Raw genomic sequence first — 26,964 nt, forward strand, 5'->3', positions numbered from 1 at the left:
GCGATGCAGCGCAGATGAGTTTTAGCGGGTGGCGTCTGCCGAGTTTCAGCAATGGCGAGCTACTGACTCAGGCGAGCCTTTTCACCAGAATGGTTTCCGGCAGGGTGATAACAAAGTGGGCACCTTCGCCTGGGGCTGTTTCCAGGGTGATTTCACCGCCAAGCACTTGATGGACAAGGTTATACACTATGTTCATCCCCAGACCACTGCCGCCTTTGCCGCGCTTGGTGGTGAAGAAGGGGGTAAAAATGTGGCTTTGCACTTCTTCGCTCATGCCGCAGCCATCATCGCGGTAATCAATCAGTATGCCGTTTTCATGGTGGCTGATATTCAGGGTTAGATGGCCGGAGCCACCTTCGGGGAAGGCGTGGATAATTGAGTTGTTAAACAGGTTACTGATGATTTGATAGAAGATGCCGGGGTTACTGTTGATGTACATCTGTGGATCGCACTGGTAGCTGTAGTGGTGGCCGGAGCGCGACAGTAATGGATTGAGCGATAAAAAGATTTCATCAACATACTGGCATAAGTCGAACTCGCGCAGCTCCTCGTGGGACTGATCGACCGACACCTTCTTAAAGCTGCTGATAAGCTTGGCCGCCCGCTCGAGGTTAGTGCGCATTAACTTACAGCAGTCGTTTACCTCGTTCTGGTATTGCATAAAGTCGTCTTCATCCACCTCACCGTTCTGAAAGGCGGCGGTAAACTCGCGCACTCTGTCCTGCAGGTGAGAGGCGGCGGTGACAGAGATACCTATGGGGGTATTCACTTCGTGGGTAATGGACGCTACCAGACCGCCCAGGGTGGCCATTTTTTCTTTGTCTATCAGTTCATCCCTTGCCTGACTGAGCTCTTCCAGAGTTTCGTTCAGCTCTTCATTTTTTTGCGACAACTCACGGGTGCGGTCAAGCACCCTGTGTTCCAGCTCGGCATTGAGGCTGCGAAGTGCTTCTTCGGCTTCCTTGAGTCGCTGGATGTTTTTGATGGTGCCCATGATACGGTTGGGGCGGCCCTTCTCATCACGGGAAATCACCCGCCCATGGTTGAGCACCCACAGCCAGCTGTCTTCGCCGGTGCGGCCGCGGTAGCTCACTTCAAATTCATCCTCACCGTGGTAGAGGGTGCTTTCCATGGTTTGCATCACCAGCGGCTGGTCGTCGGGATGGATCACCGCCGTCAGGGTGCTTTCCAGGCTGGTTTCATTTTCCGGATACAGCATAAAGGTGTTGGAGCGGGTCAGGCGTTTATTGGCGATTTCCCAATCCCAGAACTCATCGCCGCTGCTCCACAGCGCCTGCTGCAAGCGCTGTTCACTGACGGCGATTTTGCCAAGCAGCGCCATCTTGGCACGGTATTTCGACATGCTCATATAGAGGATGATGCCAAGCACAGATGCCATCATCAGTATGTACAGGCTGTATGCCCACCAGGTCTGCCAGGGCGCCGGGAAAATATGAATATCCAGCGCGGTGACCGGACTCAGGGCTCCATCGATATTTCTCGCCCTGACCTCAAAGCGATAGTTACCCGGGCTCAAGCCGGTAAAGCTTGCCTGATGGCCGTTTAAGTCTCTGAACCAGTTATCGTCCAGCCCCAGCATACGGTAGTCGTAATTAAGCTGATTGCCGTCAATCAGTGCAGGTGATTGATAGCTAAATGAAAACAGGGTATCGCGGTAGCTGATATCAAGGCGCGGCGCCGCATCATCGCGTCTTGCCGTGGGTAAGGCGGCTGGCTTATTCATCAGCAAAAAGCTGTGGATCACCGGCGCCCTGGGAGTGGGTCTGGGGCTGAGCTTGTCGGGTCTAATGTGGTTAAAGCCATTGATGCCGCCAAGGTACAGGCTGCCGTCGTTATCGACAAAGGCGGCGCCGAAATTGAATTCATTGTCCTGCAGGCCATCGGCCCGGGTGAAGTTGCGGATATGGCCGCTGGTGGTATCTATGATGCTCAGCCCGGTGGAAGTCCCTGCCCACAGTCGCTGTGCTTTATCGAGAATCGACAGGTATACCACATTGCCCACCAGGCCACTGTCCTGGTTGAAGTGCTGCAGGATCATGCTTTGGGTATCCAGCGAGAACTCACCATTGTCAGATGCAATCCACAGCCGACTGTGGTTATCCATATAGATAGAAAACAAATGGTTGCTGGGCAGTGCCGGGTTAGAAGCGGTATTGAAATGGGTGGCGCTGCCGTCTTTGGCAAGCCTTGCCAGGCCGCCGCCATAGGTCGATACCCACAGGTTGCCGGCGGCATCTTCGGCCATGCCGGTGACCTGATCTTCTGGCAGAATATTACTGCCAAAACGGTCGATGGACTCAAATTGGCCTGTGGTTCTGTCCATACGGCTGATGCCGCCATCGAGGGTGGTTATCCAGTAGTTGTGATTACTGTCGTGAAACAGGCTGTAGAGGGTGTTGCTTGGCAAGCCGCCGCTGACCCCCGGCTGGTAGCTGAAGTGCTCCACAGATTGACGATCGGCGCTGGCGATAATCAGCCCTAGCCCGCGGGTGCCAATCCACAGCCGTCCTTCGTCATCTTCATTGATAAAACTGATAAAGGCCTGATCGAGGCCATCGAATGGCAAATTGTGGGCTAAAAAGCCGGAGACTTCGCCCTTGTCTTCCATGGCGCGCATTAAGCCACCGGTCGAGCCAACCCACAGCTGGCCATGCCTGTCTCGGAAGATACTGCGAATATCGGTGCTGCGCAGGTTGTGGTCGGCAAAACTTAACCCATGCACATGGCCAAAGGCGGCCGCCGCCAGCGACAAACGGGACACGCCTGCACTGCGGGTGCCTATCCACAGCAGGTTGTTGTCGTCAGCCCACAGACGGGTGAGGGTTTGGCTGGTCAGGCTCAGGTAGTCGCTGGGGGAGTGGGCATAAAGGGAAATCTTGTTCTGTTTGGGAACAAGCTTGGCCAGGCCACTGCCGGAGGTGGCTATCCAGAGTGAGCCTTCACGGTCGAGGCGTAAATCGGTAATGGTATTGGGGGACATTTCCGGCGGAAAGTGCTGATGGAAGCTCTCCAGCATGTCTTCTTCGATCTGATAGCTGAACAGCCCCATGCTGTTGGTGCCAAGCCAGAGGGTGCCTGCGCTGTCGGCGGTGATAGCACTGACCCCAAGGCCTTTGAGAGCATCCGGGCTAACCTCCTTGCCGCTGGCGCCAAGATGAGACACCCCCGATTGGCTGATAAGCCAGAAACCGCCGCGACCATCGGCGGTTATCCCCTGCAGATGGTTATCGGCAAGGGCGGGGCTTGACTGATTATTGAGGCGTTTTATCACCTTGCCTTCAGCGGGGGAGAACACCAGCAGCCCTTGTTTGTCGGTGGCAAGCCAGAGGTTGCCCAAATGGTCTTCGGCGATGCCGGTAAAGGCCACATCGGGAATACCGGCATCGGTGCCAAACACCTCAAAGTCGTCACTTTGGTGGCGATAATGGTTTAGACCGGCATTTTCGGTCAGCAGCCACAGCTCGCCCGGGGTATCACCGGACTGGGTGACATATACAAAGCTGATGTCGTTGGCCGAGGGGCCTTTGCTGGTTTGGTTGTGGGTATAAACTTTGAAGGATTGACCATCGTAGCGGTTCAGGCCAGCCTGGGTGGCGACCCATAGATAGCCTCTGTCGTCAGTGACCAGATCGTTCACCGTGTTCATCGACAGGCCGTGTTCAGCCTCCAACGTTTGGAACGCCGGCGTGTAACCGTATGCCTGGACGCAAAACAAGGCGCCACAAAAAATCAGCAGAGCGGAAATGGTCAGCTTCACGTAAAGAACCCTTTGAATAAGTAGTTAAAGTGTAGAAGCTGAATGAAAAGATGCGAGTCGGAGGCAATAAAAAACCGGCGTCAGGCGCCGGTTTTTCATGGGATTTTCGATTAGAAAATCAGGTGGGCAATACCGGCGATTACCGGCAGTGTAACCAGGGTACGGAGAATAAAGATCACAAACAGTTCCGGCAGATTCACCGGAATGCGTGAGCCAATCAGCAGGGCACCCACTTCGCTCATGTAGATAAGCTGAGTCACTGACAGCGCCGCAATCACGAAGCGGGTCATGTCAGACTCGATACCGGCCGCCAGAATGGAGGGGATAAACATATCGGCAAAGCCCACCACAATGGTTTTGGACGCCTCGGTGGCCTCAGGGACTTGCAGCAGTTCAAGCAGCGGAATAAAAGGCATGCCCAGGTAGTCAAATATCGGGGTGTACTCGGCCACAATCAGCGCCATGGTGCCTATTGCCATCACCACAGGCAGAATGCCAAACACCATATCGGCTACGTTTTTCACGCCTTCGGTGAGGGTTTCTTTCACCCCGCCACTGGCGGCGGCTTTGGCGAGAGCGCGGTCATAACCCCATGACAGGGTGCTGTGGCCTTCAGGGATCACTTCATCGTCAGGGTGGCGCGGGCTGCCATCGATGTAGTTGTCTTTCTTCCAGCACAGAGGTGGTAGTTTGGGCACCACAATCGCCGCCACAATACCGGCCAGACACACGGTAAGGTAGAAAGGCACAAACAGGGCTTCAAGCTTCACCTGGGAAATCACCACCAGCGAGAAGGTAATGGACACCGCTGAGAAGGTGGTACCAATCACCGCCGCTTCACGGGCGGTATAGAAACGGCCTTCGTATTGTTTGCTGGTAAGCAGAATGCCCACGCTGCCATCGCCGAGCCAGGACGCCATACAGTCGATGGCGCAGCGGCCGGGCAAATTGAACACAGGGCGCATGATTTTGGTAAGCAGTGCGCCAAAAAGCTCAAGCAAACCAAAGTTCAGCAGCAGCGGCAGCAGCATACCGGCAAAAATAAACACACTCAGCAGCACTGGCAGCAGGTCGTTCAGCACCAGTCCGCCGGTATTGCCGGAGGTAATGGCTTCAGGGCCTAAGCCGCCAAAGGTCATCACAATAAATACGGCACCCAGAATGCGGATGATAAACCACATGGGGCTGACATTGAGCAGGCCGCTGAGGAAGCTGCTCTGGGTAACAAACTTGGGCTTGAATACCTTGGTCAGAATCGAGGCCAAGGTGGTCATCACCACCACAGCCGTTACCACGGCGGTGGCCGAATCACTCAGGGCGTTTTGCAGCGCCTTGGAGATAATGGCGATAGGAATGGTAATGGCATCCTGATAGCTGACCGGAGTCATAAACAGCAGAAGGCCAATAAGAGACGGCACGATAAAGGTCAGGATCGTCCGAATGTTGTGATTTTGTTTTTCTGTAGCCACGGTGAAAGCACCTTAACCTGTTGCGAGTGAGCTTTAAAAACCCGGTTCCTGGGGCTGGGGCTCTGCCATATACGCAGCGCCAATTGCATGTCCATGCAGGCCGAAAATCGGCAAGGGGGCAAGATTACTCCCAATGGGCGGCGCTGTAAAACGATTCACGGACGATATTGCTCAAGTTTGAGCTTGAGCATAGTTATTGACCGCGAATGACTGGATATAGCTTACCTTTGCACTGGCGAAACATCACGAAATAAATTCATGATAATCATGGTGTTGTTTGTGTGTGACTTGATTGTTGCAGTCTGTCTGGGCTGTTGTTATGCAGACTGTTGTGGCCCCTGCTGTGAAGGCTGTTGTCTGGTTTGGGTGAGCTGATTGACCGCTAAGTGAAGTCTGGCTGAAACCGGGCGGTAAACGGCTGCAAGGGGGCAAAAGGGGGAGCATAGGGACGTTGGAAGGCAAGTGGCCATTAAGTAAAAAAGGCGAGCACTGGGGCTCGCCTTTTTATTTATCAACTGCTTATTGACCGACGCTACTGCTTATTGACCGAAGGTACTGCTTATTGGCCGAATGTGCTGCGCAGTGAACTTGCCTTGTCGGCACTCGCCTGCAGCTCGCCGGCGGCGCGGGCCACCTGGCTCATGGCGCTTAGGTTCTCGTTGGCAGCATGGGCGATTTCCTGCAGATTGTGGTTAATTTCATGCACCACAGTGCCTTGCTGGCTGGCCGCCACCGCGTTTTGACGGGCAAAATCGTGCACGTCGCTTATCTGGCGGTGAATTGCTGATATGTCTTCCACGCTGGCGGCAATGGCCTGGGCACAGGCCTCGGCCTCCTGCTGGCTGCGGCCCATCTCTTCGGCCCAGTTCCCCAGCATGCTGAACATCTGCTCCACGCTGCGGGAAATACTCTGGGTTGACTGCTGGGTGCGCGCCGACAATGCCCGTACTTCATCGGCCACTACCGCAAAGCCGCGCCCTTGCTCGCCGGCTCGGGCGGCTTCAATGGCAGCATTCAGTGCCAGCAGGTTGGTTTGCTCGGCAATGGCATCAATCTCACCCATGGCGCTGGCCACCCGTTCGGCTTCGCGATTGAGCAGCTCGGCATTACTGGCGGCGGTCGCCACAGCGTCTGCCAGATTGGTGATCCGCTGACGGTTGCGGGACATGGCCTGCTCGCCCTGACGGCAAAGCTGGTGGGCATCTTCGATATTGGCCGAGGTTTGTTGGCTGTTGGAAGCGACCTCGGAGATGGTGGCGCTCATCTCTTCCATTGCGCAGGACAGCTGCTCCAGCTGGCGGCGCTGCATATCCAGACCCGTCTGGGTCTGGCCGGTGGCTACTACCAGAGATTCGGCGATCTGCTGCAATTGCAGCGCCTGATCCTGGCTGCGACCCAGTACACCGTGCATGCGTGCCTGTTGCAGCAGTAACTGAAACTCCAGCACCGATGACGTGTCGTGGCCAGCATACACGTAGCGGCTTACCGAGTCGTAGCTGGCCTTGAGCGCCATCAAGCGGGCGGGTACCCGAAAGGCTTCATCGTAAAAAATCGCCAGATTCAGTGCCATCAGCGCGGCACCTGCCACCATCACACCCGGCCCCCATAACCAGGCGCAGCCCAGCAGACCGCTGCCCGCCACTATGGCCGACAGCACCCGCTTTTGCGCCAGTGACAGATGACGGGGGATGCCCTTGCCATCACGCAGGCGGCGATAAAGCACCTCGGCGCGGCGTACCCAGTTTGCTTCCGGCGCCCGGCGCACCGACTGATAACCTATGACCTTACCGGCCTCAAACATCGGGGTAACGAAGGCGTCCACCCAATAAAAGCCGCCGTCTTTACAACGATTTTTTACCACGCCGCGCCAGGACTTGCCCTTTTTCAGCATGGTCCACATTTCGGCAAAGGCAGCGGCAGGCATATCGGGGTGACGCACCAGATTGTGGGAGTGCCCCAGGAGCCCTGACTCTGTATAACCCGAAATTTCAATAAAACGTGGATTCACATAGGTGATGACACCACGTAAATCTGTGGTGGAAATCAGTTCATCATCCCTGCGCAGCGGGACTTCGCGATTATTAACTGGACGGTTTTTGGACATTTTCTAATACGAAAGTTGATGTTGGTCGAATAACTTGAAAATTTGCGAACAATGTAGCAGTTTTTAACCTTGTTTGATGCAGGGGTTTACACTTTTTTATTGATGTAAATTAGTTGCTTGTTCCGCATAACCATAAGTTTTGTAAGGTGTAGATAAATTCAAGGCTAAGTCGGTCAATTTTGGTGGTTTATCTCGAAATCTGTTTTTCTGGCCGCTTAAAAAAATGTCATACGGTCATACTGCAAAGGACATTAATTATCTGTATGGTAAAAAAGCAATTTTTTAAGTTTCTCGCTAAGCCCCGGCACGGATGACGCTCCCTTGGGAGTATCCGAAGCGGGTCAAAGGCAACAGCCAGGTCGCAGTTAACAGGGGACGCTCAGGGCAATGCAACTGAACACCAGAGGGCACAGGGTTCTCAGGCTCGCAAGACAGATGTTTGCGGTGGGCGCCTTTTTGATTTGCGTCAGTCTGCTCAGTGCTGCCCTGGGTTACCACCCGGCTGAGGGGGAGCATTTCAGCCCGTTCAATCACAGCCTGTCGGAGCTTGGCACCTATGGTCTGTCTGCGCTGGCGGTGCTGGCCAATGGCGGGGTGTTCTTTGGCGGCTTGCTGCTGACACTGGCGAGCCTGCAAGGCATGAGAAGCGTCTCCGGGCTTGGGATCCTGGTGTGGCTCACCCTTGCGGCGAGCTGGCTGGCACTGGCGCTGTCTGGCCTGTTTCCGTCCAACGTCTATCACCTGCACACGGTGGCGCTGAAGTGGTATTTCTATTTTGGGCTTGCGGCAACCCTTGGGTATTTGCTGTGGCTGGCGCTCAGAACTGAGCGGCCGAGCAGCCCTCTGGCATTGGGGCTTTGCTCAGTCAGTTTACTGTTTGTCAGCGCCTTTTTGGTGCTGCCCCATCTGGCGCTGGAGTCACTGCCGTTTAACCGCCCCTTTTATGAAGAAGCCTATTCGCCATTCCCCCGCCCAAGCCTGTGGTGGCCTGCGGTGCTGGAATGGGGCAGTTTGCTGGCCATGCTGCTGTGGCAGGCTGAAATGATGCGCCGCCCCGAATAGCTGCACTTCCTTGTGCGATGCTCTCTCCCTGCTCTTAAGCGGTACACGCCCCAGCTGCCAGGTTAGCCTGTGGTGCGGCTAAAGCCTGCTTCGCCAAACCAATAACCATTGCACTCATCCGCCGTAACTGGTGTTTGGATATCAAGCGTTGGCAGGGTTGCAGAGGCCGGGGAGATCCTAAACCAATCCACCCCCATGGCCTGCATTTCGGCCCATTGTCCGGCCAGATTAACGCAGGCCGCCGACTGGGTCTGAATACCATTTAAGCGCAGCAGTGGCTGCGACTCCTGGGTTTGCACCAACAATCCCTTGCTGTGCTCGCGGCAGATGGTTTGGCAGCCATCTTTGGCAAGCCCCTTGTGACGGGCGGTAAAGCAGCGGGCCGAATGCGCCAGCGGCAGATGGCCGTGGCCGAGCACTTCCACCTCGGGGCGCTGCGGTTTGCCGCCAAGCTGCTCAAGCACCTTGGCAAGCCAGTCTTTTGAGAGCTCTATCGGCATCACAAAGCGCTGCATGCCCCAGTCGGCAAGCTTTTGAATACTGGCGGCATTATAGAGATTGATATGGGGGCCACACACGAAGGGCACACCGGCCTCGCGGGCATAACCTACCGCCGCCATGTCGTTGGCTTCAATCATAAACTCGCCGTTGTTCACCTGCTTTTTAAGCTCACTGAGCTCGCCGGCGGCTTCAATCAGCGCCAGCGTCGACAGCACCACCTGCTTGCCGCTGCTTTTGAGCATTCTGGCAAGCTCAAGATAGTCGCTGCTTTTTAGCTCACGCCTGCGGCTGCATACGGCTTCGCCGAGGTATACAAGTTCAATGTCGCTTTGGGCGACATGCTGATAAAAGTCGCTGACTTTGTCCTTTTCCCAGCAGTACAGCAGGGGGCCTAAACTGGTTTTCATGGTATTTGTTCCTGCTTTTATCGCTTACTGCCAACGGCGTTCATAGGCGCCAAGGGTGGTGACTTGCCCCTCAGACACCTTGCCCAGGGCTCGGTCCCAATCGCTTTGCACCTGATAGGCATCCGGGTTGCGCAGATAGGTGTCGATGGCAGCGCGCCACACCCGGGTGACCTGCTCCACATAGGCCGGGCTTCGCTGCCTGCCTTCAATTTTGAGCGACACAATGCCAGCGCGGGCGAGCTCCGGCAGCAGGCTTAAGGTATTCAGGCTGGTGGGGGATTCCAGCAGATACTCGGGGGTATGGCTGTCTTCGGCAATAAAGCGGCCCTTGCACACCACCGGATAGCCCATCTGTTCGTTGGCGGAAGATTTATCGATAAGCACTTCATTGAGGCGGGTCAGCCGGTCTGGTCCCTGTTCCTGCCAGCGTACGTGTTTGGCAGGCGAGCAGGAGCCGCCGGTATTGGGCGACTGCCCGGTAACATAGGACGACAGATGGCAGCGGCCTTCGGCCATGATGCACAGGCTGCCAAAGGCAAACACTTCCAAATCCACCGGGGTGTCGGCGGCAAGGTCGCGCACCTGTTTCATCGACAGCACCCGGGGCAGCACCACCCGCTCCACATTAAAGGCATCTTTATACAGACTCAGGGCGGCAAGGTTGGTGGCACTGGCCTGTACCGACAGATGCAGCGGCAGCTCGGGGTAACGGCTATGGGCATAATCGAGCAGCGACACATCGGCGACAATCAAGGCATCGGCGCCAATTTTTGCCGCCATGTCGACCGCTGAATACCAACGCGCTTCTTCGCCGGGCTTGGGGAACGTATTTAAGGTAAGAAACAGCTTTTTACCTGCGGCGCGGGTTAGGGCGCGCGCCTCGTTAAGCCGCTCAGGAGTGAAATTCAGCCCGGCAAAGGAGCGGGCGTTGGTGTCATCTTTCAGCCCAAGGTAAATGGCATCGGCCCCGGCATTCAGCGCCACCTTGAGCGAGGCCAGATTACCGGCCGGACACAGGAGTTCCATAGTGTGACTCTCTTCAATAAACGCTTCAAAAGTGTGTTAAGAAATGCAAAACGCCCGCAGTGTACCCATGTTTACCCCACCGGGAATTGATGTAAGACAAATGGCCGGAATTAAAAGCAAGTTAGACTCGCCGGATGTTTGTTCGCCGTACTGAGGACCTCTTATGCCTTTCCCCTTTGCCGCCCGTCTTGCCAAAGACGTGCTCGACATCGCCCCTGCACTGGTGCGCCTGCCGCTGTCCCGTGTGCCCTTTGCTGCCAAAGCGGCGGTGCTGCGCCCCGGGCTGAATTTGCTGCTCGCAAGGGAAGTGAAGGATGGAGAGCTCGACTTCCTCGAAGGTCGCTGGGTGGGCATTGAAGTGACCGATCTGGGGCTTAAGTTTGAAGTCAGCTTCGAGGTGGAAGAGAGCGCGCGAAGCGCAGGCCGCCTGTGCGTGCGTGAAGCCGCGTTTAACCGCCATATTAATGAAGCCAATGGGCAAGCGGCGGAAGTTCGTTTCAGTGCCGACTCCAAAGAGCTTTTGCTGATTGCAGCCGGTAAAGAAGACCCTGACACCCTGTTCTTCCAGCGTAAACTCACCATTGAAGGCGATACCGAGCTTGGGCTGATGGTGAAAAACCTGCTGCTGGCAATCGACTTAGATCGCTTGCCATCGCCTGTGACAACGACATTGTCGCAGCTCGCCCGCGCCCTGCAGGCGCTGGAGCGTCAGGCCGAGCCCGCCTGGGCCTGACGTTGAGACTGAGCCAGGGATTGAGCCTGAGCCAGTCAGCAGCTGAGATGATTGCACCAAACAGCCCGCGTTTGCGGGCTTTTTTTTACTCCCCCCCCCCCTCCGTGAACGCCGCCAAATAACGGCAGGCTGCGCCCTTTGCCAAATCGCTCGCCGTTTGGCGGCCTTATTGTCACGACTTGAGCTTTGCACTGCCTCACAAATGCACAGCCAGCGGTGGCGAACTTTTACCCATAGCGCTAGCATGGAACCATTAAGGATCAGGGAGATACCCCATGACTGAGTCTGCAAAGGCGTCTAAAAAAATCAGTAGCTATTTGTTTCTGGCGGTGCTTGCTATTTGGCTCTATAGCCTGTGGGCCGACCGTGTTACCCCCATGACCACCCAGGCCTATGTGCATGCCTATCTGGTGCGCATTACCCCCGAGGTGGCGGGCAGCATTACCCGGGTGGAAGTGAAAAACGATCAGGTAGTGGATGCCGGTGATTTGCTGTTTGAAATCGACAGCCGACAATATGATATCGCCCTGGCCAAGGCGCGGGCCGATTTGGAGCGGGTAGGTCAAAGCCTTGGTGCCAACACGGCGGCGGTGGAAGTGGCTCAGGCCAAAGTGGGTGATGCCAAAGCGGCACTGTCCAATGCGTCGACCCAGGCCAAGCGGGTGGCAGCGCTCGCCAGTCGCGGCGTGCTGAGTCAGGCAGAGCTCGACAACGCCCGCGAAGCCGAAGACAGATCCAAGGCGTCGCTGGCGGCAGCTGAGGCCTCGCTTATTCAGGCGCAACAAAATCTGGGGCCGGTGGGTGAAAACAACCCTGAGCTTAAAGCAGCCATGGCGGCGCTGGCCAAGGCCGAGCTTGACCTCAAGCGGACCCTGGTGAGTGCGCCTTCCCGCGGACTGGTGACCAATGTGCAGCTGACCACCGGCCAATATATGGCCCCCGGACAAGCGGCGCTGACCTTTATCGACCCCCGCGAAGTATGGATTTCGGCCATGGTGCGGGAAAACTCCCTCGAACATATCCAGACCGGTGGCAAAGTCGCCATTGTGTTTGATGCGCTGCCGGGACGGGTATTCGAAGGGCAAGTGGAAAGCATTGGATGGGGCAGTGGTGGCGCCAACAATATCGACCAGAGCACCGGCTTTGAATCGGCTCAGTCCGGCAAGCAGCAGGCGCGGCGCTTCCCGGTGCATATTCGCTTTGATACCAACGGCATCGAGCGGGAGCTGAGGTTCGGCTCTCAGGCCACAGTGGCCTTCTACACCGGCGAGAGCAGCATTGGCGATATGCTTGCCAGTCTGTGGATGTGGTGTTGGAGCAAGCTGACATATGTTTCATGAAATCTGTTGTGAAGCGTTTCGAGAAATTTGTCCTGACTGTGTGAAAAGCGACCCAGGAGCGGAGCCTTACCATGGCTGAGCAAGAGACCACAGCGGCTGCAGAACCCAGCGCCAATAGCGCAGACAGTGCCAGTAGCAGTACCAGCGCCAGTACCCGCAAACGCCCAGCTTTCGCGGCGGCCAACCCGCTGCTGCGGGTCGCGGTGGGCACCCTGGTGCCGCTGTTTTTGCTGCAATACTTTGAAGTGCCACTGCCGATGCTGGTGTCTGTGTTTACCGTGGTAATGCTGACCCTGATGCCCGGCAAGCCATCGGTTTCGGTATTGTTGCAGCTTACCGCCGTGGTGGTAGTGGCGGCACTGGTGCAAAGTGGCGCGGGCAATCTGCTTGGCGGTACAGGAACCGGTACCTGGCTGTTTTTGTTCGCGGTGCTGTTTTACAGCCTGTCGCGCATTCACTTGAATCCCAAAGACGTTGTCGGGCTGATGATGATGATCCTCGGCATAGTGGTAACTGTGCTGCATTTTCAGTACGCGATGACGCTCACCAATCTGCCCTGGCTGCTGGCGCTGGCTTTTATCAGTGCCATTGGGGTGATTTATCTGATGTTTTGGCTGTTTCCGGGCGGCGAGCTGGAAGTCAGCGCCGATATCAGTTGGGAGGTGACCCCCAGCCATTGGCTTAAGGTGCTGGCCAAGGCACTGTTTATCATGCTGATCATCTTTTTGCTGATGGACGCCGACAGCAGTCAGGCGCTGCTTATCGTTATCACCCTCACCAGCCTGATCAAAGACCCCAATCCCCTTGCCGGCAGCCACAATGCCCGCCAGCGGCTGTGGACCACCTGGCTTGCGGTCGTCTACAGCCTGCCGCTGCTTATCGCATTTTGGCTCGATATGGCCTGGTGGCTGCAAATGCTGCTGGCCGTGGCGCTTGCGCTCTGGCTTGGGGCTGCCGCAACCGCCCGCAAGGTATCGATGGCTGAATATCAGTTGCTGATGAGTGGCTTTGTGATGCTGGTGTATCAGGTGATAAGCCATCAGGGCGCCGCGTCGCTTACTTCGTCATTGATGCGCCTGGGCTCTGTGATAGTAGCGGTGTTGCTGGGGATGCTGCTATTGTCGCTGCTCTCCGAGCTGGGCTCGCAAAAGTCTGACCGGACAAAGGCTGCGAGCGATTAGCCACATATGACTAAGAAAACGAAGCGGCATAAAGTAAAAAGGCGCTGATAATCAGCGCCTTTTTCGTATTCGGGTGCGGCCTTTGGCTTAGAGCCTGCCTTTTTAGTTAGAGCTTGCCGGTGAGACGGGCGTACTTAATCAGCAGCTCGTCCTGGCTTTCAGGGTGGGCCGGGTCGGGGTCGATGCAGTTAATCGGGCAGACAGACACACAGGTAGGCTTGTCGTAGTGGCCCACACATTCGGTGCAGCGATCCGGATCGATTTCATAAATCTCAGCGCCCATGGCAATCGCCTGATTGGGACACTCGGGTTCACACATATCGCAGTTGATGCAGCTGTCGTCAATTATTAAGGCCATGGCCTTGAAAAACCTCGAAAATATTACCGCCACAGGCGGTGGTAACCTGATAAAACCGCTGGGCTTGCTGTCAGTTGGGCTTAACGTATAGCGCCGTGACCTTAACGTATAGCGCCATGCTGCCATGACATGAATAGATAAGAGCTTAGCCCCAGGGGCGGGGAGTATACCACTGATCGATTGAGCCTGCCCATCGAATGCTGGAGCCTGTCTGCTGTCACAGCCGACATTGTGCACATTAAAACGGATGCCCGATGTACGTGCTGTTGCAATGAATATCAGCCTGCAAATGTCCAAACTGTTAACTTGGTTAAGTAAAGGTGAATTGCAGCTGGGGCACAATAAAGCCATGGGAACATTAGCGAATGACAGCTGGCTGTGCGTCGATGTGATTGCCTTAGCTTGTCTTTAACCCTGATGCCTGCGTGGGCTTGGTGAGGTGATAGATGAAACTCTTGATTGGCATGTTCTGCGCTACTCTTGTCAGCCTGTCCTGGGCCGTAACCGCAGGTTCCCCTGAAGAAGTGGATAGGCTTAAGGTCAAAGTTTATGAACTGGAGTTAAAGACTCTGCGGGCAGAGGAGGAATATTTGGCGGCCAGGGCCAGGTATATGGCTGCCAAGGCAGAACTGGATAAATTAACTGAGTCCAAAAAACCGACCAGCCGGAAAATTGGTGCTAAAACCGATGAGTTGCCATCCCCATTGGTGTTTAACAATAAACGGGTATGGAATCCGGAAAAAATCCTGTGGAACAACAAGTTTTTCAAGTGTGGGAAATACCTTGATGATGGCAGCTGTGAATTTGTCAGGGAGATGACTCAGGCTGAATTGAATAAATTAAGTGGCACGCGCTAGCTCAAGGTTGCCAGTCACAGAAGACATGCTCCCATCAGTACCTGTAACGGCGGATATGGGGGCTTAGTTGCCCACAGTGCGCATGGCTTATGAAGGGCTATTGCGGAGTGCCATTGCAGCTGTTTGGATGTATCCCATTGCCATGAAGGTTAAGTTCAGATTTTGTGGTGTGCCGATAGCGTTTTTCGCTATTTATGTCATTGAATTAGCGTGTTGTTTTGTTTTGGCTTTTGGCAAACCAGTCCCCTTGTCTTAGCAGTGGGATTGGGATAAATTGGCTCAGGCAATAACAAACAATGGATTGCATACAATGCGCAAAAACAGGCGCATTGGTAGTGCTGGCGGTTAGCTCAATGTCGAATTCTCTGGTGAGTTAGCTATAGGCATTCGAGCATTAGCCACTGGCAGCAATTTCAGCAGGGATGCGCCGGTCTTTCGACCCCCATCACAGACCCACAATCCCTCCTGCGATAGCTTTGCATATGGCTATGTACATAGAATAGTCTGGCTAACACATTGTTAGTACTTGGATTTCTATGAGTTAGAACGGACAAAATCAGGTATCAAGTGCTGTTTGGTAGCTAGTGCCACGGGCGGTAGCTTACCCCGTAGATGTTATGGCGATGCCCAAAGTTGTGCCAGGTACAAAAGCCAAAGCGGCTTCAAAGGTGGAATTACAGGTGGAGCTTCAAATTGAATGTAGTGCCTGTACTGACCTGTTTTTACTGAAGTGTTATTGAAAATGGCCAAAAGCCAAGTACGGTTTACTCCGTTTATTGGCACGATTTGCTCAGGTGGGAAGCCATGAATTTATATAAATCAAAGCATTACGTGAGGGCTGGGTTTAGATAACAGGCCGTAAAATGGCGCAAAGTGTGCCAGCACACTTTGCTTGTTAATTGATATGGACAAAATCCGCTAACCCGAAGAATAGTCGGGAAATCTCCGGCACGCTTTTCACTGGTCCGAGGTGATAAACATGCCGGCTCGTTATACAAATGTTAGCTTACAAATCGAAATTTTATAGGACCTTTTATGGATTGGATGGTATTTATTACAAATTTGAGTGGTCAACTAGCATGGCCAATAACAACAATTACCTTAGTTGTTTTACTCAAGAAAAACATAGAGCAGATTTTTCCTCGGATTGAATCCTTTAAGCACAACAAAACAGAAATTAACTTTGCGAAAATAGTCAATGAAGTCGTCGATAAAGCCAAAAATGTAGAAGATGAAGGAAATCCTTTGCCTGTTGATCTTCAAGCTGAAGAGTCTCGTTTGCTATCAAAGATATACTTAGCTCCTCACGCTATAATGCATCAAGCATATGCGGTTTTAGATAGAGAGTTACTTGAACTATTTGATTTACACCTTCCTGAAGAGAAACGTACTCGAATCAATGTCAGAAGCGGTAACCAATTACTTTCTTCTCTTGGATTCGATGATGAACTACTTGGAAACATCACTAAGCTAAGAAGAATTAGGCAAAATGTCATGACTAGTAATGAGCAACAGAAAGGTCAGCTTACTGAGGAACAGGTAAAATCATATATAGAGCTTGCATTAGATTGCGCCGCAAAAGCTAGAACGTTCATATCTGGTGGTGTTGCAAGCTAACAAACTGTTTAAGAGGGATTCGCAACGCGTAGCATTTTCACTATGCGTTGGTTTTAGTGTTTAAGGTGGTATGCGGTGGCATCGGTATTGCGTTGCTCCCCCCTTAACAGAGCGTTAGTTTTCAGAAGTAGAGTTCAAATATGGGACGTATTGGCAAAAAAATTAAAATGAAAAGGTTGAAGCTAGCCTTAAGCAGTATCTCTCATAATTCAACGAGTAAAGAGTTAGGTAATATGGATAAGATCTATAAATATTTTAGTTTTGATGTATTAGATTTGGTTTTTGCTAGAGAGGGGTTTTGTGGTGTTAAATGTTCACTACCTAAAGACTACAATGATCCATATGAGCTTTTCTTAGGAATGGACTTGTCCATCCCACCGGAACATCTGGCGTTCTATCACGATGTAGTCAGTGGCATTCCTCAGAACCCGACAACTTGCTTTTCTTATTCGCCTATCGTATCGCCGATGTGGGCTCACTATGCTAACAATCACTCAGGCTTTGTACTTGAGTTTGACCTAGATGGTTTACAGAAACACTTTGAGGGAAACCCGATTTGGGAGGTATCTTACCGTGAAGCTCCTTTGGAGAGCTTAAAAGGAATACTTGCGAGAGCAGCGGGAACGTTAAAACCACGTCATTCTTATGCATTACAGGAGGCTGTTTTTGTTGAATCATATTTCTCAAAATATGATCAATGGGCATACGAGCAAGAGTGTCGATTTGTCGATATGACAAGCGTAACTGAAAATGTTGCAGGTAATGATATTTTGTTCATACCGCTAGAATTTGTGACTGCCTTCATTGCAGGACCAAAGTTCCCTGCTGATTTGGCTCAGCGTTCAAACGATATAGCATCTGCAGCGGGTATGAAGTGGTATGAGCTTGTCATTGGTAAAAGCCATCCTAAGCCTTACATTAGAGCCCAGAATAGCGAAGTTTATATCTTTGAAGATAGCCAAATAGTTCAATCTAGACAAAATTGTAATATGTGCTCAGAGCCCTTGGTCAATGACAATGAACTTTGTCCATGGTGTACAATTACTGAAACTCATAGAGAAGTCGCTGCTAAGAGAAACCCTTTTAGAATGATAAGTGCTATGGGGCGTCTGGACGAATATATGGAAGCTATGGGCAAGATCGGACGGTAGGTGAAAAGAAAACTAACAAGTGACTGTGGCATTCCGCCAATACCAATTATTCTCTGACAAAGATAGGACAGGCACAACATTCAACTTAAAGGTTGCACGATCTTAACCCCTTCGAAGCCCCGGGACTTTAGGCTGATTACCAAGCGACTTCACATCAAGGGGTGATGAATTGCCACGTCAGTCATCCAATGAGTTTTTGCAAGCAAACAAGGAGGTTTTGTGGATTTTGGGGCGCTTTTTTCAGGTGCATTTGCGCAGGTCTGGTACATCTTTCCGCTTGTCGCCGTTGCGCTGATCTTTAAGAATCGCTGGTTTAAAGGAGTCTTCGGCGAGTTTTTGGTCAACAGACAACTATCTGGATTGGCTCAAGCATCTGACGGTGACTATACGCTGGTAAAGGATGTGACCCTGCCGACCGAGGATGGCACCACCCAGATTGACCATGTTCTGGTATCCAGGTTCGGGGTGTTTGTGTTGGAAACCAAGAACATGAAGGGCTGGATTTATGGCTCTGCAAACCAGCGGCAATGGACACAGAAAATCTATCGCCACTCCTCCAGGTTTCAGAATCCGCTGCATCAAAACTATAAACATGTGAAAACGCTGGAGTCACTGTTAGGCATCGGCATTGAGAAACTGCATTCTGTGATTGTGTTCATCGGTGACAGCACCTTTAAGACCGAGATGCCGGATAACGTGACCTATGCCAGTGGCTGCGTGCGATACATCAAAACCTTCGAGCAGGTCGTATTTTCTGATGATGAGTACCATAGCCTCATTGCACGGATTGAAGAGATTAAGTTAAAGCGTGGCCTTGTCACCGATTTCAAACACAGACAGCATGTGAAGGCGCTGGTAGGCTCCAAAAGCCAGAACAAGCAGTGTGTTCGCTGTGGCTCAGAAATGGTGATGCGGGAGTCCAAGCGCGGCGACAACAAAGGCAAGCGATTTTGGGGATGCTCTTCGTACCCTAAATGCAGGGCTATTGAAGAACTGAGTTGATCGTGTTTCGCCACTCAGACGATGTTGTCACAAACATAGAGACTGGCATATGAATAGCGGCGACAGGGCTAACATTTTGCAGACCAGCCATTAAACATAACTTACACGCTGCTGGTTTAAAGGAGCTGTGCCAGCGCTTGATGACAGAGTGCGTGCCGCATCATCCAACTTATCAGAAATCCAGACCACATCCGTGGTCTCCTAGTGCACGTCCAAACCGATAAAAAGTGTGTTAGCTTTCGACATGTTACCTCCTGTGATTGTTTGCCTTTCCTGATAGAGAAAGTTCATCAAACAGTGTGGCTCTGGTTTCACTAACCCACGAGAAAACACGGAGGCCGACACCTGCACAGGGAATCATTATGTCTAGCTGTCGAAAGGTGCTATGAACAAAGTAACAGAATATTTCGAGAAATATAGAGAGGCATCAAGGCATCTTCGAAACATATATTATGTCCCTAAAGATGAAGATGTATGGGATGTATTGGATGATTACGAGGAGCTTAGTGTATTGCTCTTTAAGCACTTAGTATGTGCGCCGCTGAATATAGATTATGAGAAACATGATTGGCTTAATGAACCAATTTCATGTTTCGAATTGCAGGCGCAAGGTTCACGGCTGCCAATCATGATAAATCGAAAGGCAAATGTAAATCACGGGTACTGGGATCACGATATAAAAGCAGTAGACCCAAACGATTTGAGCCTTAATTTTATCTGCTACTTTGACTGGAATCCACAAGGCGTTATCGATAATCGTTACATTATGTGCAAAATAAGCAATGCCAAAGAATCAAAAGAAGTCATTGGGCATATTGCTCTGGTCGAATCGCACTATGTCGAAATCTATTATGCAAACCACAGCTAACAAGTGACTGTTGTATTCCGTCAATATTTAGTACACCAAGTGTGGGGACTTTTCGCCCTGTAAAAGAGTCAGCACACCCAAAACACTTTGGTTGAGGGTTGCACCAATTCCGCTTGAAGCGGCCGCTGGGCATTGGCGATCGTTGCGTGGCCTCGGGATGGATGCCGTGGCAGCGTCAGTCGAATCAGGGATGAGCGTCTGACGCGCTAGCATAAGAGCGGCAATGCACAAGGGGTTGTCCGCTTCGTTGCGGGCGGCAGGGGAGATCCAAGAGGGGATTGCTGTAGATCCCCTTTTGGTCGGGTGTGGGGTGAAGCTCCACGAGGTTATGTCGCTTGCAAAGCGACTTCTCATCAAGGGGTGATAAACTGCCCCGTCAGTGAACACAAGTCAGGACTGGCATACCACGGCTATCGTTTACGACAACGCGGGGATGTTCCTCGTACCCCAAATGTAGGGCTATTGAAGAACAGACTTGATTGCATTTCAGTTGCTGCCGATGCCAAGTACACTGACTGCTACCCATGTTCTTTGGGCCAATTGCTCTGCTGTTAACACAGGGCCGAAAGTGCGAAGTCGGGCTTATGTCGTGCTGGTGCCGTGCTTATTTCGTCACGCTATAGCGCCGTTTGTACGAATAATTGCTGCTGACAGAGCCTTTATGGAGAAGCCTTTATCATGTACGTGAACAGTACCCGACTTAGGGAGCTGCGCCTTGCCCGGCAGTGGTCGCAGGAGCAATTGGCCAGTGTCAGCGGTTTGAACCTGCGTACCATTCAACGCCTGGAGTCAGGGGCGAAAATATCGACAGAGTCATTGCGGGCACTGGCAGCCAGTCTTGAGGTGCCAGCCGAGAGTTTGTTGGTTGGCAGCTCTGAGACTAAGCCCGGGCAAACGGCCCTCAAGGCGATGCGTGAAGGTGTTATTGCTGGCCTGGAATTTACTGGCATTACGCCGCGAGCCGACTTCTGGTGGTTTGCGCTCGGTGTGGTCATATTTTTGGCTTTCGCAAAGCTGCTCAGCGAAGTTCTTGGAACGCTGCCGTTGCAGATTGCTTCACTGGCAGTGTTACTGCCGTGGCTGGCGGCCTGCACCCGCCGTTTGCGTGATGCCGGACTAAGCCCCTGGTGGCAGCTTATCAGCTTGGTTCCGGTGGCAGGCATTCTTGTGCTGCTGTATTTGCTGACATATCCAACAAAAGCGGTTGGTTCGGTTGATGTGTAGCAGCACAGTGAATTTGGCCACGACAGTCAAGTTCGTCATGCCGTCTAACCTTGCCCCCGGGGCGTTAAAAGCCTCGCCTTTTTCGCCCTTAACTCAGGCATTAAATAGCAAAGCAGATGCATACCACACTGAATAAATGGCTCGAAGAGTTGGAAGACGAAACCCGGCTCTATGTGCTCGATGAAGTTAATCAGGAGGCACAATCAAATATGGTTGCCTTTGGTTTTAATGAAGCGCTACTGAATGAATGGGGTAAAGAGTCAGTCACTGCGTTCTTGAATGCTTGCGCTAAGCTTTATCATCGAAAAGGCGGAGGTCATAATTTCGTCTTTTATTCGTGGCTGGATGAGCAAGCGGCCCAAATTCGAATATCAGCAGTCAGTCAGACACACGAAAAATTGCCATTTTCATGTAAACTGAACCCCACCAATCTGGGTCAAGTCGTTGATGGTATTTATTGCGGCGACTCAGGCTTATTTACAAAAGGCGCACTCGATCTTTGGTGCCAGCATATTTAACAAAAGACAGTGGCCGGTTTTACCTGGCCACAGGTGTTGAGCTGAATGGTTTATGAGCAAAATTGCCAGCTTCTTTCTGGGCGAGACGCCCGACGCCTTTGGGCGCTATTTCGACAGCTTTCTGGAATACAGCCCTTTCTGGCTTGAACATGACCACAAGTATATTCAGTTGTTGTTCCCCATCGACAGCGGCACCAAGTTTAACCGTCATGCACCCCTGGTAACCGATGAAGACAGGGCGCAGTTTGCTGGGTCGGCAACACTTCAAAAGCGGCATTTACAGGCGCTGGATCTGCTGCTTGGCTTCTGGGGCCTCATTCGGCATGGCGAGCAGGTAAGTTCAAATAAGCCGCTTAGTCCTGCAGACCATGTTTGGCTGAAGCGCCAGGATCATAATCAGCTGCGGATCACCCGCGCTATTCGCAGCCTGAGTTTGCTTGGCAATCATGCCGTGGCCACAAGCCTGGCAGAATGTGTGATTGCCGCAGGGCTGCAATTTGATTCTGTGTCCGATACTACCCTCGAGTTTTGGCGCTCGGCTCTGCTTACAGATTGAAAAGCCTTTAGAGCAGACTATTTTCCGGCGCGCTTATGAGCTGGCGGGTTGAGATGGATTTCGCCCGGCGTTAAAAGTGTATTGTTGTTTCAGTTTTCTGTGTTATTAAAAGATGGTTGCAGGGGCCGCTTTGCAACCACCTGAGTAATAGGGATTTTTTTAAAATAGGGATAGCTATGAGAATAACGACATTGGCTGCTGGGCTTTTGCTGGCTGGTATGGGGTTTTCGTCTGTTGCTGCTGAAGCAGTTGCCGTGGATAAGGCGGCGCTGGTGGGTGACTGGTGCTTTTACGAGCAGGAAGGTTTTGGCTCTAAACTGCCTGAAAAAATTGATATTAATCTTGCAGCAGACGGAAATTACACCTGGGTTGAGAGTGCTTTTAAGCAGACCGGCGAATGGGAGCTGGACACCGATGGCTTGTATCTGGCCAAGGTGGGTAATCATAAGCTGCTGAGCCTGAATGCGGACCTGTTGGAATTAAAGCGCGGCTCTGTGATGCGCTTTAAAAAAGGCGTTTGTGGCGACGATATGTTTTCGAGCCAGGATATTACCGAGTTCCATAATGGTGCTGCCATGGGCAAACTGGCACCACTGGAAGAGTTCGTGAATAAGGGTATCGATATCAATATTCAGGACTGGAATAAAATGGACACGGCATTAATTCAGGCCGCCAAGTTTTGCCAAACTGAGGCGGGCAAATATTTGCTGGCCCAGGGCGCCGATAAGTCGATTAAAAATGGCGATGAAAAAGTTGCGCTGGATTATGCCAAAGCCAGCTCATTCCATAATGGCTGCGATGAGATGGTCAGCCTGCTGGCCGACTGAGCCGCCGCAGATAAAAAAGGCCCCGCCGGGGCCTTTTTTGTGTCTGTTTACCGAGGCTGTTATTGCTCAGGTTACAGCTTTTACAACATCAGCCGTTGTCACAGCGGTGGCTGCCACATCAGTTGCTGCAACGACTGCCAAACAGGGCGTTTGCCCAGGCAGGGTTGTCGATAAAGGGATTGCGGTTGTGTTGCCACTCGTACACCCGGTTGTTACGGCGACGCTCCCAGCTGCTGACCGGGTCCTGATTGTGCCAGGCCAGCAGGGTGCACAGATCGCCAAGCTTGGGCTCGGTGGCTGTGGTGCCTGATACCAGCATCAGATCCGGGGTGGCGCTGGCACTGTCGCCATCGTAACGCACATCCATATACATCAGCATCCGTGCCACATCGCCTTTGACTGCATCGGCAGGCTCGAAGCTGTCACTGTCGGTGCTGTTGGCCGGAGCCTCGTCCAATGGCGTGCCGCCCATGGCGAAGTCTTTGTTGCTGCGGCTGCTGTTAACGGTAACATCGGCCGGGCGCAGGTGGTGCAGGTCGGTGTAGGCGTGGCTGCTGCTGTCGGGGAAGCCATGGCTTTTGGCCCAAACGTGCTCGCGGTTCCAGGCGTCGAGGGAGTTACTCATGCCGGCACGGTTGGTTTTGGGCTCCGAGCGACCTGTGTAGAGCAGAATAACGTTGTTGGAGTTGGCGGGATCTTCATCTGTGTAGTTGAGGCCATCCCACACCTGGCTGTAGCTGTAGCGGGTGTGGCCGCGAATGATAAGATTCAGCGCCGATTTAAGCTCAGTGCCACTTTTGCCGATGGCCTGGGCGTAGTAGCTGTCGTAGCTGTATCCGGGCGGTGTTGGCTCGCCGCCTGAACCACCGCCTGAGCCACCGCCGTTGCCACCATCATTTTGCTGATAATCCAGCGACAGGGATGCGCCGCTGAAGCTGCTGTAAGCCTGCACCAGAATGTACCAGCGACCGGCTGTGGGGCTGGCGAACTCACATTGCTCGTTATTGCCACTGAGGTACGGGGCGCAGTCATACAGGCTGCTGGAAGGCTCAGCGCCCTGACGCAGGTAAAGGTCGGCATCGCCACTGCCACCGGCAAGTGTGACCACCAGATTGCTGGCGCCATCGGGAATATCGGCAATGAACGACAGGCCCTGGCCGGAGGCGGCGCTCAGGTTGCTGCGCACTTTCCCCTTGGTTAACTGGTTGTTCGGTGCGGGTGTGGAGCTGCAGGCTGCCAGCTCGCCGCTGCCCGGTGTGCCTGCCGAGCTTGCGGCTGTCCAATCGGCCTGCGACTGGGTGTTCAGCACAGTGGTGCGCTCCAGGGCGATGTCCCTGACATTCAGGCTCCAGCCGCTGAGGCCGCCTTCCCAGGCGACGACATCCATCAATTCACTGCCGCGGGTCAGTTTCACAAAATCGCCTGAGTTACCGAGGCTGAAGGGCAGGGGCGCATAGTCTGGGGTTTTGCCAAACAGGTTACTGAAGCCAGCGGCATTAATGGCCAGGGTGTAATACTGCCCGGCGGCCAGGGTGCCGCTGAGGCTAAGACTTGCGTTATTGTCACTCAGTTGGTATTGGCTCAGATCGATTGACTCACAACCTGAGTTATACAGTTCAATAAATTCCTCAACGCTGTCGTTATTCGGGGCATCGTAAAGGACTTCACTTATCAGCAGCGCGCCTTGGGCGTGAACGCTGAGGCCGGCCAGTAACAGCGCGGTCAGGGTAGTTTTCATTTTCATCCTAGTTGGTCTCGCAATTATTGTTATTGGCATCCTGCCTTGTGCGTGCAAGTCCCTTTGAGGTGCTTTCGCGGCGCGAGTATGCCACAGGGATGACGGATGTTAATGCGCTGTTTATATGAAACTTTTGTGTAAATTTTTCGATAATAATCGGTGTTTTTATGGCTTGAGCGCCTGATTTTGTAGCCGGTTTTTCAACCCTTGCTATGGGTTGTGGTGCCTTTGTGGTCTACCGCAGTTTCTGCTTGCATAAACAGCACGGTGGCAGGGTAAATTTGGCTGATTTGATTCATCTTTAATGGTTTGCTGTGATTTTGTGTTGCTTGTAAATGCTGATTGCTTGCATAAGCAGTCGTTTTGGGTTGGGCGAATTTGTAAAAATATACCTTTGCCTTCAATTGCGACTTTCTCGGCGCATAATCGAATCTTTACTCTAAAGCGCGGACTGATCGTTTGATTGTTTTTTGTTCGCCTCTGCGCAGCAAGGTAAGAGCACAGCAAGGTAAGAGCACAGCAAGGTAAGAGCACAGCAAGGTAAGAGCGCTGCAAGGTAAGAGCGCTGCAAGGTAAGAGCGCAGCAAGCTAAGGGCGCAGCAAGCTAAGGGCGCAGCAAGCTAAGGGCGCGGCAAGCTAAGGGCGCGGCTTATCAGGGCGCCTGTTCATACTGGCGCTGCATACAAAGTGTCATGTTCATGTGCTACATTTTTAACCAATGTCTGTTTCATTGGGCGGCCCACGGGTTTTACGCAGCAGCCCGGGCCACTGAGCAGCATTAATCAGTCACCGGCAGCGGCAAAGGAGATATGCCATGGTGCTCGAATGGATAGCCACAGATAAGGGAAATCAGGTGCTTGAAAGCCTCAAGGCAGAAGGATGGCGGGTAAAGGCCCAGTACAGCCCCTTCGCCTTCGATAAAGGCATCGACTACGACAGCTACGAGCTGGTGCGTGCCGGGGATACGTTAAAGTTGGAGTGGGATAACTGGCTCGAGTGGCGCCTGTCTGGCGCTGAGCCACTGCTGCAATCGCTGAAGCACAGATTCGCGCTTTGACGGCTAAGGCTGAGAAGTTCAGCGTTAAGCCGGGCGAAAGCAAACTGAATATTATCAGGGCATTAAACAAAAAGGCTGCATTGAATGCAGCCTTTTTTATGGAAAACCAGTGAGATTACTCGGCTTTGGTGGGGATCACTTCAGCGTCGCCGTGTGGGTTACGGGTGTTGTTACCGTTTGGCAGGTTGCGCAGCAGTACGCCCATGTTCACATCCACCTCGGCAGGCACCGGCAGATACACCATGTGGCCTGAACCCAGACCGGCTTCAACAGCCTCGCCCTTGCGGTTGTAGAGGGTGTCTACAGTCAGGTTTATGTTGCCCTGGGGGGTCATCAGCTCAACGCTGTCGCCCACGATAAACTTGTTCTTCACATCGATTTCGGCAAGGCCCGCTTCGTTGCGTTTACCGGTAAACTCGCCCACAAACTGCTGGCTGTCGCTGATGGAGTAGCCATAGTCGTAGTTCTGGTACTCGTCGTGCACGTGGCGACGCAGGAAGCCCTCGGTGTAACCGCGGTGGGCCAGACCTTCGAGACGGGTCATCAGGTGAGGGTCGAAACCACGGCCAGCCACGGCATCTTCAATGGCCTGACGGTACAGCTGAGCGGTACGGGCCACGTAGTAGAACGACTTGGTACGGCCTTCAATTTTCAATGAATCCACGCCAATTTTGGCCAGGCGCTCCACGTGCTGGATGGCGCGCAGATCTTTGGAGTTCATGATGTAGGTGCCGTGCTCATCTTCAAAGGCAGGCATGTATTCGCCGGGACGGTTTTCTTCCTGCAGCAGGAAGATTTTGTCTGTGGCAGGGCCATTGCCGAGCGTTGGGGTTTCCAGTTGCACAGCGCTTTCTGGCGTGTGAATGGCGACCACGTCACCGGCTTCGTTTTCGGTGGCTTCGTGGGCGTCATACTTCCAGCGGCAGGCGTTGGTGCAGGTGCCCTGGTTGGGATCGCGCTTGTTGATGTAGCCAGACAGCAGGCAGCGGCCGGAGTAGGCCATGCACAGGGCGCCGTGCACGAACACTTCCAGTTCGATGTCCGGGCAGCGCTGACGGATTTCTTCAATTTCATCCAGCGACAGTTCGCGGGACAGAATAACCCGCTTTATGCCCACAGACTGCCAGAACTTCACCGAGGCCCAGTTGATGGCGTTGGCCTGTACCGACAGGTGTACCACCTGATCAGGGAAGGCTTCGCGCACCATCATGATCAGACCCGGGTCAGACATGATGAGGGCGTCCGGGTTCATGGCAACCACAGGGGCCATGTCATCGAGGTAGGTTTTCAGCTTGGCGTTGTGGGGGGCAATGTTGCTCACCACGTACAGCTTCTTGCCAAGGCTGTGGGCCTCTTCGATGCCGGTCTTCAGGTTTTCCAGTTTAAAGTCATTGTTACGTACCCGCAGGCTGTATCTGGGCTGGCCTGCGTAAACGGCGTCTGCACCGTAAGCAAAGGCGTAGCGCATGTTTTTCAGTGTGCCTGCCGGCGACAGAAGCTCAGGTTTGAACATAGTAATTCCCGAAGAAAATAGTTAACGAGTCGCGGATCGCGGGGGCGCATTTTACTCAATCCTGACCCCAATGTGCA

The 26,964-nt window shown here is 53.0% G+C and carries 22 protein-coding genes; 14 read left to right on the forward strand and 8 right to left on the reverse strand.

Translation table 11 applies throughout. The features are described from left to right. Positions 1-67 precede the first annotated feature (67 nt). The 3 genes from MJ923_RS03585 to MJ923_RS03595 form a co-directional block, all read right to left on the reverse strand. The gene (locus MJ923_RS03585; RefSeq protein WP_240589926.1) at positions 68-3,778 is read right to left on the reverse strand and encodes a two-component regulator propeller domain-containing protein; all 3,711 of its coding nucleotides are present in this window, start codon (positions 3,776-3,778) and stop codon (positions 68-70) included. A 110-nt stretch (positions 3,779-3,888) separates the two neighbouring features. Further along, positions 3,889-5,247 (reverse strand): YjiH family protein, encoded by a 1,359-nt coding sequence (locus MJ923_RS03590; RefSeq protein WP_240589927.1) that lies wholly within the window; start codon positions 5,245-5,247, stop codon positions 3,889-3,891. Between the two features lie 559 nt (positions 5,248-5,806). After that, positions 5,807-7,351 (reverse strand): methyl-accepting chemotaxis protein, encoded by a 1,545-nt coding sequence (locus MJ923_RS03595; protein ID WP_240589928.1) that lies wholly within the window; start codon positions 7,349-7,351, stop codon positions 5,807-5,809. A gap of 387 nt (positions 7,352-7,738) precedes the next feature. On the opposite strand from MJ923_RS03595, the gene MJ923_RS03600 reads away from it, so the two are divergent. Further along, the gene (locus tag MJ923_RS03600) at positions 7,739-8,413 is read left to right on the forward strand and encodes a DUF998 domain-containing protein (RefSeq protein ID WP_240589929.1); all 675 of its coding nucleotides are present in this window, start codon (positions 7,739-7,741) and stop codon (positions 8,411-8,413) included. A 62-nt stretch (positions 8,414-8,475) separates the two neighbouring features. On the opposite strand, the gene MJ923_RS03605 is transcribed toward MJ923_RS03600, so the two are convergent. Beyond that, positions 8,476-9,321 (reverse strand): U32 family peptidase, encoded by an 846-nt coding sequence (locus MJ923_RS03605; protein ID WP_240589930.1) that lies wholly within the window; start codon positions 9,319-9,321, stop codon positions 8,476-8,478. 24 nt (positions 9,322-9,345) lie between these two features. Beyond that, a complete protein-coding gene (gene ubiU / locus MJ923_RS03610; RefSeq protein ID WP_240589931.1) occupies positions 9,346-10,347 on the reverse strand; it encodes a ubiquinone anaerobic biosynthesis protein UbiU in 1,002 nt (333 codons plus the stop codon). A 163-nt stretch (positions 10,348-10,510) separates the two neighbouring features. Here ubiU and ubiT point away from each other — a divergent pair, with 163 nt between their 5' ends. The 3 genes from ubiT to MJ923_RS03625 all read left to right on the forward strand — a co-directional run bounded on the left by ubiT (position 10,511) and on the right by MJ923_RS03625 (position 13,601). Beyond that, positions 10,511-11,080: a ubiquinone anaerobic biosynthesis accessory factor UbiT gene (gene ubiT / locus MJ923_RS03615; protein WP_420854407.1), complete on the forward strand. Its 570-nt coding sequence runs from the start codon at positions 10,511-10,513 to the stop codon at positions 11,078-11,080. Positions 11,081-11,355: 275 nt separating this feature from the next. Then, positions 11,356-12,420 (forward strand): HlyD family secretion protein, encoded by a 1,065-nt coding sequence (locus MJ923_RS03620; RefSeq protein WP_240589932.1) that lies wholly within the window; start codon positions 11,356-11,358, stop codon positions 12,418-12,420. Positions 12,421-12,491: 71 nt separating this feature from the next. Then, the gene (locus MJ923_RS03625; protein WP_240589933.1) at positions 12,492-13,601 is read left to right on the forward strand and encodes a DUF2955 domain-containing protein; all 1,110 of its coding nucleotides are present in this window, start codon (positions 12,492-12,494) and stop codon (positions 13,599-13,601) included. Between the two features lie 106 nt (positions 13,602-13,707). Here the strand turns inward: MJ923_RS03625 and MJ923_RS03630 are convergent, their stop codons facing one another. Continuing rightward, positions 13,708-13,959, reverse strand: coding sequence for a YfhL family 4Fe-4S dicluster ferredoxin (locus MJ923_RS03630; RefSeq protein ID WP_011759118.1), 252 nt, complete (start codon positions 13,957-13,959; stop codon positions 13,708-13,710). A 446-nt stretch (positions 13,960-14,405) separates the two neighbouring features. Between MJ923_RS03630 and MJ923_RS03635 the strand changes: the two genes are divergently transcribed. The 9 genes from MJ923_RS03635 (at position 14,406) to MJ923_RS03680 (ending at position 22,579) form a co-directional block, all read left to right on the forward strand. Continuing rightward, positions 14,406-14,816, forward strand: coding sequence for a hypothetical protein (locus tag MJ923_RS03635; RefSeq protein ID WP_240589934.1), 411 nt, complete (start codon positions 14,406-14,408; stop codon positions 14,814-14,816). A gap of 1,035 nt (positions 14,817-15,851) precedes the next feature. Continuing rightward, positions 15,852-16,433: a hypothetical protein gene (locus MJ923_RS03640; protein ID WP_240589935.1), complete on the forward strand. Its 582-nt coding sequence runs from the start codon at positions 15,852-15,854 to the stop codon at positions 16,431-16,433. Between the two features lie 140 nt (positions 16,434-16,573). Further along, the gene (locus MJ923_RS03650; protein ID WP_240589936.1) at positions 16,574-17,584 is read left to right on the forward strand and encodes a DUF2971 domain-containing protein; all 1,011 of its coding nucleotides are present in this window, start codon (positions 16,574-16,576) and stop codon (positions 17,582-17,584) included. A gap of 219 nt (positions 17,585-17,803) precedes the next feature. Next, on the forward strand, positions 17,804-18,586 hold the full coding sequence (locus tag MJ923_RS03655; protein WP_240589937.1) for a nuclease-related domain-containing protein: 783 nt from the start codon (positions 17,804-17,806) through the stop codon (positions 18,584-18,586). A 385-nt stretch (positions 18,587-18,971) separates the two neighbouring features. Then, on the forward strand, positions 18,972-19,454 hold the full coding sequence (locus MJ923_RS03660) for a hypothetical protein (RefSeq protein ID WP_240589938.1): 483 nt from the start codon (positions 18,972-18,974) through the stop codon (positions 19,452-19,454). 678 nt (positions 19,455-20,132) lie between these two features. Continuing rightward, the gene (locus tag MJ923_RS03665) at positions 20,133-20,678 is read left to right on the forward strand and encodes a DUF805 domain-containing protein (protein ID WP_240589939.1); all 546 of its coding nucleotides are present in this window, start codon (positions 20,133-20,135) and stop codon (positions 20,676-20,678) included. Positions 20,679-20,794: 116 nt separating this feature from the next. Continuing rightward, entirely contained in the window at positions 20,795-21,196 is a 402-nt protein-coding gene (locus MJ923_RS03670) for a hypothetical protein (RefSeq protein ID WP_240589940.1), read from the forward strand. Positions 21,197-21,248: 52 nt separating this feature from the next. Beyond that, entirely contained in the window at positions 21,249-21,752 is a 504-nt protein-coding gene (locus MJ923_RS03675) for an opioid growth factor receptor-related protein (RefSeq protein ID WP_240589941.1), read from the forward strand. Positions 21,753-21,928: 176 nt separating this feature from the next. After that, the gene (locus MJ923_RS03680; RefSeq protein WP_240589942.1) at positions 21,929-22,579 is read left to right on the forward strand and encodes an ankyrin repeat domain-containing protein; all 651 of its coding nucleotides are present in this window, start codon (positions 21,929-21,931) and stop codon (positions 22,577-22,579) included. Positions 22,580-22,697: 118 nt separating this feature from the next. Here MJ923_RS03680 and MJ923_RS03685 read toward each other — a convergent pair whose 3' ends face one another. Next, entirely contained in the window at positions 22,698-24,323 is a 1,626-nt protein-coding gene (locus MJ923_RS03685) for an endonuclease (protein ID WP_240589943.1), read from the reverse strand. A gap of 808 nt (positions 24,324-25,131) precedes the next feature. Between MJ923_RS03685 and MJ923_RS03690 the strand changes: the two genes are divergently transcribed. After that, entirely contained in the window at positions 25,132-25,374 is a 243-nt protein-coding gene (locus tag MJ923_RS03690; RefSeq protein ID WP_240589944.1) for a hypothetical protein, read from the forward strand. 115 nt (positions 25,375-25,489) lie between these two features. Here the strand turns inward: MJ923_RS03690 and trhP are convergent, their stop codons facing one another. After that, on the reverse strand, positions 25,490-26,887 hold the full coding sequence (trhP, locus tag MJ923_RS03695; RefSeq protein ID WP_126166137.1) for a prephenate-dependent tRNA uridine(34) hydroxylase TrhP: 1,398 nt from the start codon (positions 26,885-26,887) through the stop codon (positions 25,490-25,492). Between the last annotated feature and the right edge of the window lie 77 nt (positions 26,888-26,964).

Origin of the sequence: Shewanella zhuhaiensis (assembly GCF_022484835.1) — a bacterium.
Taxonomy (GTDB): Bacteria; Pseudomonadota; Gammaproteobacteria; order Enterobacterales; family Shewanellaceae; genus Shewanella; species Shewanella khirikhana.